This is a genomic window from Methylobacterium sp. GC_Met_2, from assembly GCF_026540795.1.
Lineage (GTDB): Bacteria > Pseudomonadota > Alphaproteobacteria > Rhizobiales > Beijerinckiaceae > Methylobacterium.
Map to the genome: position 1 here is coordinate 43,012 of NZ_JALNUM010000016.1, position 14,557 is coordinate 57,568.

Below are 14,557 nucleotides of genomic sequence, written 5' to 3' on the forward strand. Positions count from 1 at the left end.
CGTGAATGCAGCCTGCCCTCGTGCCGTCACGGACGGCGGATCGCGGCTTGCAAGCGTGGGATCCTCAGAGTCGGGGCGGCGGCCTTCGTCGAATCGTCCTAAGGGGCAAGCAGCGCGGAATACAACGTCAGGAGGTGTCATTTCTGAGGCCGTCGCGCACCGCGCGATGAACGACGCTCCGGCCGGCGGCTCCTCCCTCGGAGGCCATCTCAGCAGCGAGGTGGCCCGGCAGATCGCACGGCCGGGAAGGTCGGGCGGGACGTGCTGCCTGTGCAGGCCGACCCGGGCGCCGTATCGCAGCGCATGCACCCCAGATGAGACCGCGCTTCGGAGGTCAGCCCATTGCGTGCGAACCGGCTCCGACAAGGGCTCGGTTCGGGCGGTGGGGCGGACACGAAGGCGCCGACTGACGAGGCTTGCCGCTCCGGGCCTTTCGCGTCAGTCTCGCGCGTGCCCCGTTAACGAGGCCTTGGCATTCTGGTGGCCCCAGCCCTATGAGCGAAACCCGCCTGCCGGCCTCTCGGAGAGAGTCCTGCACCGGAACAGCGTGCGACGGGGGAGCGATCCGGGCGACGCTCGGATGGCTTGGGCCGGGAAAGCCTTCGCGGCCCGTCGACAAATGAAAGCACCCTATGACTTGCCCGTCCGATAGAGTGCTGGAAGATTATGTATCGCTGCTGGGTTTGCCGGAGATCTGCGGGCGTTCGATGACCCGTCATCGTCGACGGTACCGCGCGCGAAGGATGTTCGCGCCCGTCCTGAATAGGATCGAAGCCCTCAACGATTTGACGGTCGTGCGGCTTCCGGAACACCAAGTCATCTGGCGGTGGTCTGAGGCAGGCCACGACAACGCACCCTTGCGGTTCGTAGTGATCTACTACAAGCCTGCGGTGGTCGAAGCCTATGCCGAGTTCGAAATCGCGGAGAATCGCCTGCGCCTCGTCGACGAGCGGGGCTTTCCGTCCCGGCCACCCGAGGAGCCGCGCGTGGTCAGCCGGGGAACAGAGCGGTCTGCTCAGGCGCTTGGCTGAACAGGACGCCGCCTACTTTCGCGCAGCCTCGGACACGTGACCGAATGGAAAACGCCCCATCACATTTCTGGACGACGACCGAAGTTCCGGGGTTCGATGCGGATTATTATATTGCCCGCAATCCACAATTTCAGGGTGATGTCCGAGGCGCGATCGAGCATTTCATGACCATCGGATGGCGCGCGGGTCAGGATCCCAGCCAGGGGTTCAGCACCAGCGCATATCTGTTGGCGAACCCTGATGTTGCGTCCGCCGACATCAACCCGCTTCTCCACTACCTGAACTACGGCCTCGCTGAAGGTCGTTCATTGAAAGTACGGCTGGATTCAGTTCAGGAGGCGTCCCCGAAGCCGGCCCTGTATCACGTTCCCGGCTTCGATGAAGAGTTCTATAGACGCACCAATCCTGATCTCGACGACGTTCAAGATCTGTGGACGCATTTTCTCGAGATCGGATGGAAGGAGGGGCGTGATCCGAGCGAGGGATTTGATATGCGCCTCTACCTTGAGGTCCATACGGATGTTGCGGAAGCGGGCGTCAATCCCTTATTGCACTACCTGAACTACGGTCTTACGGAGGGCCGCCACCGAAATGCAGGGTGGAAGGGAAGAGGCCGAACGCTTGTCTATGACGGCGAGGATATGAGCATTACGATTGCAGTCAGCTGATCGACAATGGATTACCGTTTCGATTGGCGAAAGGGCTATTGATGCTTGTTTATTGATACGACCTGCATGAGTCCGGAACAGCAAGCGGCATGCAATATTCTCGGCGATGCCCGATCGCGTGCGATCGCATCCGATGACGCGGCTCTTCCGCAGGCGTGACGGCTCAGCCCGGGCCGTGCCCGCTTTGAACGGAGGCGCTCTGGCTGTCGATGCGACGGGCGAGGGCCGGGTCAGCACAATGGACCCAGCAGGGAACCCACGCGATATTCGCACGCAACCGATGTATCACCGCGACTGTCGCGCCAATGGCCTTGCTCTCGGACCGTGCGTACACGTTCAAGGGTCCATCGGGCGTGGCGATCGGGATCGAGATGCTCGGCATCGAAACAGCTTCCGGCTTCGCTGTGTGCGCTGACCAAGCGTCCAAATGCCCTTCCGGTTCCGAATCGCGCTTCGGGGGACCGTAGCCTCGATTGCCGTTCCGTCTTGGAGCCTGTCGATTTGCGCGATCCGTCTCAACTTTAAAGTCGCCGCCGGCGGAAGATCGTACTCACCGGCCAGAACGCCTCCCTGCACGTGAAGCGGCCGGGTCGCGTTCCTGATTGAACCCAGAGCAAGATGGACCTGATTTGAACTTCCGCAGAGATGAACGTCCTGAGGGCCGTGCTGGCGTTCCGGACCTTCTGGGCGGCAGCTTCGCGATCATTCCGGATCCGTAAGGCCTGACGATTCAGGTCGCCTGCCGTGTCGGGATCGTAATAGAAGACGTTTTCCTCATCGAGGGGATCGCCCGCCAACCGTTCGTGTACCGGGTCAGCCTTCGGAAGCAGGGCCGGTGTCGAGGCGGCGATGATGTCAATGATGCGGCCGGTCACACCCTTATAGAAAGCCGGAAGTGCCACGCCCGCATAGCCTTGCCGGTACATGGCAATCATCAGTTTTTGTACTTCAAGCCGAAGGGACCAGATCTCGGTCACGTACTCCACCGTTTGCTCGGCGCAGGCACCGGATTTCTCCATACGGTCTTTGTACTGCCTCGATATGTCATCGAACCGTTGAGGCAGGTCCGTCTGTCGTTCCGGCGGTTCGGCCAAGGCGAGCTCGGGGGCGGGGCCACAGGAGTTCAGAAACGAAGCCCGTTTTCCGTAGATCGTCCCGAGGAAGAGCGCCTTGGATCCTTCCGGAGGCGGAGCATCGAGGAACAACCGTTCCGGCAGCATGGGCATATAGTACTTCGTCGGCAGTCCGAGCTCGCTCTCGATCATCGCGACGTCGGCATGATCACCGCTAATGACATGCGTGAATTCGGCGAGTTCCCGAAAGACCCTAGCCTTCCTATCCGCGAGAGCCGGTATTTCGGCGATTTCCTCCGCGCTATACGTCAGGCTCTCCATCAGAACACCCACGCGGACTGGCGCAATGGACTTGAGCCACTCATTGAAGCCGGGTTTATAGTGGCTGTGTGTCACCCAAACCCAAACTTGATCGAATGTCTTGTTGCCGATGATCGTATCGCGCGCATCGACCCATGGATTGTACTCAGGGCTCTGCGGCACGTAGAGGGAAGGGATGACCGTGAGATCGCAGTTTTCCGCCCGCAGGCCATCAAGGAGGGCGTAGGAACTGGCATAAGCCCATTTGCTGCCCATCGCCCAGGTTTCGAATTCCAAAAGTATTGCCAGGATCCGCGGCCGAGCCTGGCGGGACTTGAATGGGGCGAGCTTCATAGAAACACGATATCCTGTGCCTCGGCGTGCCGAGTGGTTCGATGCCGAGCGGAGCATACTGATGGTTGTACCGGCTCGGTGATCATGAGAAGCCGGTCCTGTCAGGCATGGCCGGGAAGTGGCGCCCCAAGCTAGTGTACCACACGTAATCCGCCTCCCGAGCCGCAGCGGCCGGACCAGCCCGCCTGAGGTGACTGCGAATCGGTTGCCAGGACGAAGATCCTCTCGGTGATGAGGCGACGATTCGGGTTACGCCTGCTCCGACTGGAGCACTTTCGATAGTGACTGCTTGAATGCGGCAAAATCCTTGAGCTGATAAAGATTTGGTATCGATTGACGGGCATTCGTGGCAGCGAGCAAGCTACCCTCTCCCTTTCGCCTGATGAAGTGACAGGTCTTCGGACAGGACATATGCTCAAATCCTTCTAGAAGCGTCTGAATATTCCAAAGCCAGTCTTCGTACCCGAAACCCTGATCGATTTCGTTCGGAACATAGGGGAAAGCCTCGTAAATCTCGCGGGCCGCGAAACTAAGCGCTGTCCATTTGTTGGCGACAAAGATATCCGCCAGATCTATTTCGTTGGTCAAAACATTAGGGTGTATCCATAAAGAGGGTGGCGTGTGATTGCCGAAAAATACGTTCATTTGTGGATGTATGATCAGCTTGGAATTTTGTCTCGAATGGGCCAATTGCAGGCATCTGGCGATCCATTGATTGCCCCATAGATCATCGCCATCGATAAATGTGATGAATTTGCCTTTGCAAACCGAGACGCCGAAATTTCTAGCTTTGCTCAAATCTCTGAAGGCGCATTCATGGATGCGGACTATATCCTTGTACCGATCGACGGCATCCAATGTGGCTCGATTGCCGTTGTCGATGATGCATAAAATTTCTGTACTGATGCTGAGATTTTCCCCGAGTCGAGCGGCCTCGATGACGCTTTCTAACGTTCCCTGGCAAAGACGCCCTTCGTGGTGAAGATTTATTATGACGGATACATCAATCATCTGCGAGAACTTTCGTCACGGAACGAAATCGACTGGCTGCGTGCAGATTGTCGGCACGTCATCTTCCGTGAGACGCCGTTGACTGCGCGTGGATGAGGCCAGCTGCTGGAAAGTAACGAATTTCTCCTGTTCTTCGCCGGTAAGACGCAGGTCCTCCGAGAGTCTCTGCGCCATGATAACGCTGTCGACGATCACGCTGGCCAGGAATGGCAGGCAATCGCGGAGATGGGTCCAGGCGTATCCTGATCGGCGCCCGTATTGATCATGATCATAGGGAGCGGCGAAGCCGTGCAGCTGCGTATGCCGGCTTAGGACGGCTCCGTAGTGTTTGCAGAGATCCCACCCGACTCGAGAATTGAGAAAAATAATAGTCTGGCATTGCGACGTTGCGAGTGCCATAGCGAGAAGTCTGAGCACGGCATCGAGATGCAAAGTGTCAACCGAATCAGCGATCTTGTCGATATTGATCGCTGTCACGTCGAATGTGCGTCGGACGTGATCGGTAATCTGCGTCGAATGACAGTCCGTGATTATGATTCTCGGCTGTGCATTGGTGTCGCTCGAAATTTGTGCATCAAGGAGCTTTTCCAGTGTACTTATGATATCCTGGCTGTCGATGTCGGACACGAAATAGATGATGCCTGGCTTTGGCTCGGCGAACAGCGCATTTATTTGACGCAGCATGGGCTTAAGACCATTTGACGCGGTCTTTGAATAAGAGAACGGCAAGTCATAAAGATCTGTATGCAGCGGTACCACATTCGGCTCGATATGATTGATTCGGTTCATTTGCTCTTCGATGCCGACAAGGCTGGCCGATTCATCGAAGATCCAGCGATTTTCTTTCTCGCCGTACCGTACGTAGTGATACAGCGCGTTCAAAGTGCGTGACGCCTGTCTCAGGTCTGGATACGCAGTCATATATCGACGTGTATCGAAGGCCTGCGATGGATTGATATCATCGCGATTCAGTTCGAGAAAGCTGATCAGCACATTCTCAACGTCGATGCCGATTTCGCGGAACTGGTGGAGGACATAATTTTCATCCACAAGGGGGTGCGGATCAATCGTTCCGGGCGGCGACTGCATATAAAATACGAGAGGATTGATCGATTTGCTGGTTATCTGGTCTGTGGCAAACTGTGTATTGAAGAGCGGATGCGGATTTCTCAGCTCGCGCCACCCGTATTCCAAGAAATGGAAGAGTGCGCTCATGTCGCTCTCGGCGACGTCGCGATTGATTTCGTAATAGTAATGCGTATCAAAAAGCTTGCTGGGTGATAGACGATGCGCATCGCCGACGTTGACATAATGATTGATGACGCTCTCAATATCTCGCCGATCGATATCTTCGCTTGCAAGATCAAATTCGCAATTTTTTACTTGATCAAGATAGTGTTCGCTATCGAAAATCTCGCTTTCTATTATAACTTTGGTTTGGTCAGCATGCATTAAAATTTGTGCCTTTCAATTCCGCTGTTCGTTTGTTGTGTCCGTATACGTGCACGATGTGGCAAATGCCGAATGTCCTACATTTGGATCCGTAAAATTTCGAGTTGCGCTGACAATTTCTTGCTTCTGCGCAACTTGCATCCCGGCGCTCGGTCTGCTGGTAGGGTATGGTGTGGCGCCGGATGTAACCGCTGGCGCTCCGTCTCACGCGTGACAGCGTAAGTGCAGCGGCCGGCATTTGCGGACCTGTCTGCCCTTGCTGTACGAGCGTCCCCGGGGTGCCCGCGGATGCAGGGATGGGCATCCGGGCATGACGCTTAAAACTACACCATAAAGTTTTCATATGGCCATCTACAATACGCTCCGACGAATGCTGCGCAAGCCCGTCGGTGCTGACGGCGATGCCGTGTCCGTAAAGAGGCTTGAAGATTCGGAGTTCTTCGATGCGGATTGGTATCGGACAGCCCAGGCGCCCGGCGTGCCGTCCGATCGGGCTGCCTGGCATTACCTGAAAGAGGGCGCCGCGCGTGGGCTGAGCCCAGGTCCTCTGTTCGATGGGCCGTGGTACCTCGCCAACAACGTCGACGTCGCCGCTGCCGGGCAGAATCCCCTCCTGCATTTTCTCGACAATGGACGCGCCGAAGGGCGTTTGACGCGTCCGTGCGTCGACCCGGAGGCGGTGGCCCGCATCGCGCGGTCTGATCTCTTCGACGCAACGTGGTATCGGGAGACCCAGGCGCCCGGCGTGGCCGTGGATCAAGCCGCGCGCCATTACCTGCAGGAGGGTGCCGCGCGCGGGCTGAGCCCCAGCCCTCTGTTCGATGGGCCGTGGTACCTCGCCAGCAACGCCGACGTCGCCGCGGCAGGCCGGAATCCCCTCCTGCATTACCTGAATGACGGGCGCTCGGAGGGCCGGCCGATTTGCCCGTTCGTCGACCCGGCGGCGCTGGCGCCGATCGAAGGCTCCGGGCTGTTCGACGCGGACTGGTACCGGACCACGCAGGCCCCCGATCTCTCACCGAACCGGGCCGCGCGACACTACCTCCGTGAGGGCGCCGCGCGCGGGCTCAATCCCGGCCCGCTGTTCGATGGTGGCTGGTATCTCGGCAACAATCCCGATGTGGCCGAGGCCGGCCTGAACCCGCTGCTGCATTACCTGAAGAGCGGACGCGCGGAGGGGCGCCCCATCCGCATCGCCTGCACTCGCGACGCCCAGGCGCGCATGATCGAGACCCGCCCCATCGTGCTGCACGAGAGTCCATCTGCCCGCATCGTCGTGGTCGTCCATGCTTTCTACGTCGATGTGTTCGAGGAACTCTTGCCCCACCTCGTGCGGGCGATCCCGCACTTCGACCTATTGGTCTCGACCGATGAGCCGACGAAGAAGCACGCGATCGAGGCGGCTGCGGCCCGAGCCGGGCTCGCCGAACGCTGCCGTGTCGTGCTGGCGGAGAACCGCGGCCGCAACTTCGGGCCGCTCTTCACCGTGCTCGCGCCCGAGATTCTGCGCTACGACCTCGTGCTCCACGTCCACACCAAGAAGTCGCTGTTCAGCGGCGCCGAGCAGACGCGCTGGCGCGACGAGATCTATCGCACGCTGTTCGCGAACGCGGCCTGTGCCGCCCTCGCCCTGTCGCTGTTCGAGGACGACAGCCGGATCGGCCTGTTCTTCCCGGAGACCAGCACGCACATCGTCTATTGGGCGCACACATGGCTCGCCAACATCGGCACCGGGTACGGCCTGCTCGCCCGCCTCGGCCTGTCCTACGACGGGTTCGACGAATACCTCGACTATCCCGTCGGCGGCATGTTCTGGGCGCGGGTTGATGCCCTGCGCCCGCTCCTGACGGCCGGATTGACCCCCCAGGACTTTCCCGACGAGCACGGCCAGACCGATGGCACGCTCGCCCACGCGATCGAGCGGGTGATTCCGATCGTGAGCCGGGCACAGGGCTACAGTGCGATCTGCTTCGATTATGACCGGGGGCTGGCCCGCACCAACAGCAGCGCCCGCAACTGGCAGCAGTACAGCGCCCGTTCGCAGGATCAGGCGCTGCGGGCGCTGCAGAATGTCGACCTCGTCTCGTTCGACCTGTTCGACACCCTCGTGAGCCGCCCCGCCCGGCGCCCGGATGCGGTGCTGAAGCTCGTCGAGCACCGCATCGCCACGGAGGAAGGCCGCCCTATCCCGCTCTTCACGGAGCGCCGTGCCGCCGAGAACCGGGTCCGCGCCCGCAAGCACCATCAGGGCGACGTCAACCTGTCGGAGATCTACGCGGAGCTCGCCGCCTCCGGGACGATTCCCGGCGATGTCGTCGCGCGGGCGCACGCCCTTGAGAAGCGGATCGACCTCGGCGCCCTGCTCCCGCGGCCGGAGGTGATCGAAATCCTCAAGGCGGCGCATGAAGGCGGCAAGCGCATCGTTCTGATGACCGATACCTACTATGAGGAGGCCGACATCCGCGGCATCCTCCAGGCGATCGGCGTCGCCGACCTGTTCGCGGCGCTCTACGTGTCGAACGCGGTCGGCGCCCGCAAGGACCGGGGCGACCTGTGGCGCCACGTCGAGGCGGCCGAAGGCGTGCCGCGCGCCTGCTGGCTGCACGTCGGCGACAACGAGCATTCCGACATCCAGGCGGCCTGCGATCGACGGATCCCCTACCTGCACGTCGCGCACCCGGCCAAGATCCTGGCGCAAAGCGGGTTCGTGCGGGACGACGGCGATCTCGCGCGGACCTGGGCGTCCGATCTGGTCATCGGCCACGCCATGCTGGCGCTTTGCCGGAACCCGTTCCTCGACCGGGCCGGTCCGCCCTACCTGTCGCTCAGCTCGGCCCGCGCGGTCGGCTCCGTCGTGTTCGGGCCGCTGATGCTGCTGTTCATGTCCTGGCTGATCCGGCACGAGGCCCTGGGCCGGGTCGAGCGGCTGTACTTCCTCGCGCGCGAGGGCGACTTCCTGGTCAAGGTCTACCAGCTGATCCGGGAGCGCTACGGCCTGCGCCACCTGCCCGAGGGCCGGTACTTTCACGTGTCCCGGCAGGTAGCGATCGGCGCGGCCCTCGGCACGGGGTTCCGCCCGGATCTGGTGATCGGGGCCGGCCGCTACGTGGGCAGCCTCCAGGGGCTTCTCTGGAACCGGGCGAGCTTCACGGCCCCGGCGCACCACGAACTGGACCGGTTCGACGTGCGGCTTCCGGCCGATGCCGCGGTGGTCGAGGGCGTCATGACCACCCTCGAGCCGGAGATCACCGCCCATGGCGCGGACATGAACGCGCGGTTCCGTGCCTATGCCCGGCAGGAGGGTCTCGATGCCGACGGCCTCCACGCGGTGGTCGATGTCGGCTACTCGGCCACGATCCAGAAGATGATGCAGCGGGCGCTCGGCCAGCCGCTGACCGGCTTCTACATGACGACCTTCGACACGGCGCAGGCCGTCGAGGCGGATGGCGGCGCGGCCTTCAGCTGCTTCCGTGCGGGCACCGAGAATCCCGAAACGTCATCGCTCCCCGTCCTGGCCTACGGCCTCGCCGTCGAGGCGTTCCTGACCGCCCCCCACGGGCAGGTCGTGGGCTACGAGAATGCGGGCGAACGGATCGCGCCTTTGTTCAAGGCAGATCCCCGGACTCCCGCCGAGCACGCCGTCCTCGCCGAGCTCCATGCCGGCGCCGAGCAGTACGTCATCGACACGCTGGATCTGTACGGGGTGGAACTGCTCCAGGCCGAGATCCCGTCGAAGGGACCGCAGGAATTCCTGCGCCTGCTGATGCAGGGGCAGATCGCCACCCCGTCCGAACCGATGCGGACGCTCGGTGTCGAGGACGATTTCTGCGGTCTGCCCATCCACAAGGTGTACGCGGCGGCGGGAAGCCCGGCGTCCGGCTGACGCGCCGGCAGCGTCCGCGGATCAGCGGCCTGCCATGACCGCCTCCAGGGCGCGCCGCATCGTCGCCGGCGTGACCCTATAGTTCGCATGCATCGGGTGGATGCCCTCCGCCTGCAGCGTGGTCCCCCGCACGAACAGCAGGTGCGCGCCGCTGGACTCGACGAAGCTGGTGAAGCCGCGGAAGTAGAATTCCGGGCTCTCGTGGGCGAGCGCCACGACCCGGGCGCCCGGCCGGCAGAAGATGCAATTGATCAGGGCGGAACTGGCCGATCCGACGATGATGTCGGCGCCGTGGTACATCTGAACCTGCTCGGCGAAGGTAAGATGCTCGGGCTGGACGATCTCGAACCCGTGAGGCTGCAACGTCTCGACGATCTCGGCCTCGTTGACGAGCTGGCGCTGCGTGAACCCCCGCCGGGACAGGATGATGCGCCGTCCGGTCCGTCGCAGGTCGACCCCATCGGCGGCGAGCCGTTGGAGGATCCTGTCCCGCACGGCGGCGAGGATGTCCTGCGGCCAGATCGCGTCGTAGATCGGAAGCCCCGGCCGGGTATCGAACGGGAAGAAGGCCGGCACCGGCGCGAGGCCGAGTTCGCGAAAGCGTGTCGCGACCGGGGGCAGCGTCACGATCGGCCGGTCGCGGGTGTCCATCAGCGCGATGATCTGATGGTGCGATTCGGGCATCCCGTCATCGACGCAGAGCGGAAATCCAGAGGGACAGGCGGGATCGTTGAAGCACAGCATGCGGGGGACGAATTCGAGTAGCCAGTGCCCGTATTGTCGGCTCTGAAGCCCGAACAGCATCAGGCCGGCGTCGATCTCGCGCGTCTCCGATGGCGCCTCGACCAAGGCGCGTTCGGGCCCCCAGACGGCCGTCATGATCTGACCTGGATTGACCCCGTCCTTGATGTCGGCGACCCCGCTCAGGGGATGGGCCGCGAGGTCGTAGATCAGGCGCTCCCCGCGGAGCACGACGTTGCTGCGGGGGAAGGTGAGGCAGTCTTGGAAGAAAGCCACGTATTGTGGCGGTGCGTCGAGGGTTCCAGACTGGGAGGTCAGCGGGATCGGGCCGTCGAGGAATGTCACGGCCGGGTCGGCGATCCTGCGGCCGGGCCGAAGTTCATGATAGCGCCCGTCCCCCTCCACGGCTTCCCGCCGGGCCGAGACGATACCGTAGATGCCGACGGGGCCGAGGCCGACGATTGACCGCGTGCTCTCGTGCAGCATGACGGCCTCCTCGTGCCGGCCCGCCTCCGCCAGGGCGTTCATCTGCAGGATGCGCAGGTTCCGGATCTTCTGGCTGAGGCTGTCGCCGTCCACGGTCGCGAGGCCGGCATCGCCGCCGTTGAGGCCGTAGGCGAGACGGTAGCACTGGACGGCGGGCTCCGCCCGGCCGCGGCACTCGTGGTCCCAGCCGAGCGGCAGCAGCGTCCGGGCGGCCGCTTGAAGAGAAGATCCCGCCCCGTCCCGGCTCCGGAGTTCCACGACAAACGCCGTCGCCTCATGCCAGCTTTCCTGTTCGATGAAGCCGCGCAGGCGCGCCACGATGGCGACTTGGCGCCAGCGCTGAGGATCGTGCGGGTCGATCGCGGCGGCGAGTTCGTAGGCGCGTGCCGCATCCCCGAACCGGGCGCCGCCTTCGAGCCGGAAGCCGAGGGCTTCGAGGTGCCGCAGGGTCGCGGCCGCGCGCGATCCCAACGGCGGCTCCGCGGTGAGCAAAGCGGTCAGAGTCGCCAGCCGGGTCGGGGCGTTGCCGCTGTCGATCGATCGGACAAGGTCGAGAAAGGTCGCCGTCGGCCGCATGTCGCTGCGTCTCCGACCGCTACGGGCCGACGCCGACGCGCTCCAGGCCGCGCAGCACCTGCGCGGGCGCGACCGTATAATTGGCGTGGAACGGATGCGTCTTCTCACCCGGCACCGTCGAGCCCCGGATGAACAGGACCTGCGCGCCGCTCGATTCGATCATGCTGGTATAGCCGCGGAAGTTGAACGACCGGTTCTCGTGGATCAGCGCGACGACACGGGCCCTGTCGTTGCAGAAGATGGTGTTCGTCATGGCCGAGCTCGCGGAGCCGACGATCACGTCGGCCGAATGATAGAGGGCGATCTGCTCGATGAAGGACAGCTTCTCCGGGTAGACGACCTCGAAGCCGTAGCGCGCCAGGGCGTTGATGATCTCGGCCTCGTTGACGAGCTGGCGCTGGGTAAAACCCTTCCGCGACAGGACGATCCGCCGACCGGTGGGACGCAGGTCCACACCGCGTGCGGCGAGCCGGTCGAGCACGGCGCGCCGCATGGCGCCGAGGACGTCCTTCGGCCAGACCGAGTCGTAGACCGGCACGTCCGGCCGGGCGTCGAACGGGAAAAAGGTCGGGACCGGGACGACCCCGAGTTCGCCGAAGCGGACCGCCTGCGCCGGAAGCGGGAGGATCTCCCGTCCGCGCGTATCGAGCAGCTCCACGATCTGGCGGTGCGTCGCCGGCATGTGGTCGTCGATGCAGATCGGGAAGCCCGCGGGGCAGGCGGGGTCGTTGAACCACAGCATCCGCGGCACGAACTCGAGCAGCCAGTGGCCGTAGTTCTTGCTCTGGAGCCCGAACAGCATCAGGCCGGAGTCCAGGGTCCGGATCTCGGCCGGCTCCTCCACCAGGGCGCGCCCGGCTCCGTAGACGGCCGTCATGATCTGATCGGTGTTCTTGCCGTCCTTGATGTCGGCGATGCCGCTGTCGGGGTGTGCGGCGAGGTCGTAGATCAGGCGGCTTCCCTGGAGCACGATGTTGCTGCGCGGGAAGGTCAGGCAATCCTTGAACCGGGCAACGTATTGCGGCGGAGCGTCCAGGGTGCCGCACACGGAGGTCAACGCCACGGGGCCTTCGAGGAAGCGGATCTCCGGCTCCGCGATCCGGCGGGGCGGGACCAGCTCGCGGTAGTCGCCCTCCCCTTGCGTGGCAGCCTGCCGCGCGGAGACGATGTCGTAGATCCGCGCCGGTCCGAGCCCGAGGGTCGTGCGCGTCCGCTCGTGCAGCGCCTGCGCCTCCGCGTGACGGCCCGCCTCGGCGAGCGCGGTCATCTGCAGGCTGCGCAGGTTGCGGATCTTGCGCTCGAGCGTGTCGCCATCGACCGTGAGGGCCTGCCCGCCCAGGGTGTCGCGTGCGACCCGCGCCAGCAGGTAGCAGCGCACCGCGCTCTCGGCGTCCCCGGCGAGCTCGTAGTCCCAGGCGATCTGGACCAGCGACGGGTCGTCCGGCCCGCGGTCTCCGGCCGCCGCCTTGGCCCGGTGCAGCGCCTCCAGGAGATTCTCGACGCCGTCGAAGGCCTGCCGCCGGCAGCGGTCGACGATGCCCGTCCGGATCGCGGCGAGGTGATAGAGCGCGGTCCGCGCGCGCGAGGCCTGGGCGGCGAGCCCGTAGGCGCGGGCGGCCAGATCGAAGCTGTCCTCGCCCTGATACCGGAAGGCGAGGGTCGCGAGGTGCTGCGCGGCGGTCTCGGCGCGAGCCTCCGTCAGGGCCGCGAGGGCGCCTTCGATCGTGTCGAGGGTGGCGGCGCCGTTCGTCCGGTTGGCCTGCGAAAAGATCCGCCGAAAGTCGTCCCGCATCGATCCCGACCGTTCCTCTCACGCGATCCGCAGCGCCGTCCCGGGCCGCCTCAGCGCGACGCCAGGGCCCGCTCCACGCAGGCACAGACCTCACCGATCTGATCCCGGGTGATCGCCGGGAAGAACGGCACGCCGATGGCACCCGCGGAGGCCGCCGGGGTCCGTGCGAGGCCGTCATGTCGGCAGGTCGCGAAGGCGGGGTGCGCCTGACAGCCGATCCCGTACCAGCGCCGCCACTGGATGCCGGCCGCGTCGAACGCCGCCGTCACCGCGTCGGCGGCTTCGGGCTCGAACAGCGCGTTGACCGTCATGGTCAGCCATGCCGTGCCGAAGCCCGGCTGCATGCGCACGCCGATCCGCTCGAAGCCCTCGACATAGGCGAGCGAGGCCTCCCGCAACTGCCGGATGCGCGCCTCAAGGCTGTCGAAGGCCGCCAAGCCGACGGCGGCCGCGTATTCGGAGATGCGGAAATTGCCGCCGCGCACCTCCGAGACCCGGCTGCTCGCCGAGAAGCCGAAGCCGGTCATCGCTGTGGTCTGCGCCACCAGATCGGTATCGGTCGTGAGGATCGCGCCCCCCTCCCCGATCCCGAGCGCCTTGGTGGCGTGCAGGCTCACGCAGACCGGCTGCGCGCCGACCCGGGTGAGGTTCAGCGTCGCGGCGGCGGCGTCGAACACGACCGGGATCCCGTGCGCCGCCTCGAACGCCTCCCAGGCGGGGATGTCGATCGGCGCCCCGAACGGGCTGACCACCACCACGGCGGCGACATCGTCTCCGGCCACCGACAGCGCCCGCTCGGCGATGGCCGGCGTCAGCGACAGCGTCTCGGGATCCACGTCGGCGAAGAACGGCTCCAGGCCGACATTCACCGCCGCGTGTGCGGTGGCGATGAAGGTGTAGCCGGGCATCAGGCAGAGCCCGCCGCGCCGGCCGGCGATGCGGTAGCGCAGGGCGAGTTCGATCGCACTGGTGCCGTTGCCGGTGATCGTCGCGGCGACCGGCGCGCCCTGGGCGCGCTCCGAGACGAAGCCGCAGAGCTTGGCCGTGAATTCCCGGGAGAGCGGGCCGTAGTTGCTGTAGATGTGCGATTGATCGATCCGGCGCAGGTACGGGACGATGGCGTCCGTCTCCGGCAGGCTTGGAATGAGCACGGGGATCATCGTCGAGACACGTCCTGGCTGTCGGCCGCC

Annotated in this window: 9 protein-coding genes; 3 read left to right on the forward strand and 6 right to left on the reverse strand. The window is 63.9% G+C overall.

What is annotated here, in order from left to right; all coding sequences use genetic code 11:
• Positions 1-653: 653 nt before the first annotated feature.
• Together OXS49_RS08590 and OXS49_RS08595 are read left to right on the forward strand one after the other, a co-directional pair.
• Positions 654-1,031, forward strand: coding sequence for a hypothetical protein (locus OXS49_RS08590; protein ID WP_267423510.1), 378 nt, complete (start codon positions 654-656; stop codon positions 1,029-1,031).
• 44 nt (positions 1,032-1,075) lie between these two features.
• Positions 1,076-1,699: a hypothetical protein gene (locus OXS49_RS08595; protein ID WP_267423512.1), complete on the forward strand. Its 624-nt coding sequence runs from the start codon at positions 1,076-1,078 to the stop codon at positions 1,697-1,699.
• Between the two features lie 521 nt (positions 1,700-2,220).
• Here OXS49_RS08595 and OXS49_RS08600 read toward each other — a convergent pair.
• The 3 genes from OXS49_RS08600 to OXS49_RS08610 form a co-directional block, all read right to left on the reverse strand.
• Positions 2,221-3,426 (reverse strand): hypothetical protein, encoded by a 1,206-nt coding sequence (locus OXS49_RS08600; RefSeq protein WP_267423514.1) that lies wholly within the window; start codon positions 3,424-3,426, stop codon positions 2,221-2,223.
• Between the two features lie 249 nt (positions 3,427-3,675).
• The gene (locus OXS49_RS08605) at positions 3,676-4,437 is read right to left on the reverse strand and encodes a glycosyltransferase family A protein (protein WP_267423516.1); all 762 of its coding nucleotides are present in this window, start codon (positions 4,435-4,437) and stop codon (positions 3,676-3,678) included.
• Between the two features lie 15 nt (positions 4,438-4,452).
• The gene (locus tag OXS49_RS08610; protein ID WP_267423518.1) at positions 4,453-5,889 is read right to left on the reverse strand and encodes a hypothetical protein; all 1,437 of its coding nucleotides are present in this window, start codon (positions 5,887-5,889) and stop codon (positions 4,453-4,455) included.
• A 343-nt stretch (positions 5,890-6,232) separates the two neighbouring features.
• Between OXS49_RS08610 and OXS49_RS08615 the strand changes: the two genes are divergently transcribed.
• Complete coding sequence (locus OXS49_RS08615; RefSeq protein WP_267423520.1) at positions 6,233-9,772, forward strand: rhamnan synthesis F family protein; 3,540 nt, start codon at positions 6,233-6,235, stop codon at positions 9,770-9,772.
• A gap of 21 nt (positions 9,773-9,793) precedes the next feature.
• On the opposite strand, the gene OXS49_RS08620 is transcribed toward OXS49_RS08615, so the two are convergent.
• The 3 genes from OXS49_RS08620 to OXS49_RS08630 are packed head-to-tail and all read right to left on the reverse strand — an operon-like array spanning position 9,794 to position 14,527.
• On the reverse strand, positions 9,794-11,575 hold the full coding sequence (locus OXS49_RS08620) for a glycosyltransferase family 61 protein (protein WP_267423522.1): 1,782 nt from the start codon (positions 11,573-11,575) through the stop codon (positions 9,794-9,796).
• A gap of 19 nt (positions 11,576-11,594) precedes the next feature.
• A complete protein-coding gene (locus OXS49_RS08625) occupies positions 11,595-13,367 on the reverse strand; it encodes a glycosyltransferase family 61 protein (RefSeq protein ID WP_267423524.1) in 1,773 nt (590 codons plus the stop codon).
• A gap of 50 nt (positions 13,368-13,417) precedes the next feature.
• Positions 13,418-14,527, reverse strand: a complete 1,110-nt coding sequence (locus OXS49_RS08630; RefSeq protein WP_267423526.1) for a DegT/DnrJ/EryC1/StrS family aminotransferase — start codon at positions 14,525-14,527, stop codon at positions 13,418-13,420.
• Positions 14,528-14,557 lie beyond the last annotated feature (30 nt).

Excerpts from the sequence above, each read along its gene's own strand:
- OXS49_RS08625 (WP_267423524.1), bottom strand. The coding sequence starts at position 13,367 with ATGCGGGACGACTTTCGGCGGATCTTTTCGCAGGCCAACCGGACGAAC.
- OXS49_RS08600 (WP_267423514.1), bottom strand. The coding sequence starts at position 3,426 with ATGAAGCTCGCCCCATTCAAGTCCCGCCAGGCTCGGCCGCGGATCCTG.
- OXS49_RS08605 (WP_267423516.1), bottom strand. The coding sequence starts at position 4,437 with ATGATTGATGTATCCGTCATAATAAATCTTCACCACGAAGGGCGTCTT.
- OXS49_RS08595 (WP_267423512.1), top strand. The coding sequence starts at position 1,076 with ATGGAAAACGCCCCATCACATTTCTGGACGACGACCGAAGTTCCGGGG.
- OXS49_RS08630 (WP_267423526.1), bottom strand. The coding sequence starts at position 14,527 with ATGATCCCCGTGCTCATTCCAAGCCTGCCGGAGACGGACGCCATCGTC.
- OXS49_RS08615 (WP_267423520.1), top strand. The coding sequence starts at position 6,233 with ATGGCCATCTACAATACGCTCCGACGAATGCTGCGCAAGCCCGTCGGT.
- OXS49_RS08610 (WP_267423518.1), bottom strand. The coding sequence starts at position 5,889 with ATGCATGCTGACCAAACCAAAGTTATAATAGAAAGCGAGATTTTCGAT.
- OXS49_RS08620 (WP_267423522.1), bottom strand. The coding sequence starts at position 11,575 with ATGCGGCCGACGGCGACCTTTCTCGACCTTGTCCGATCGATCGACAGC.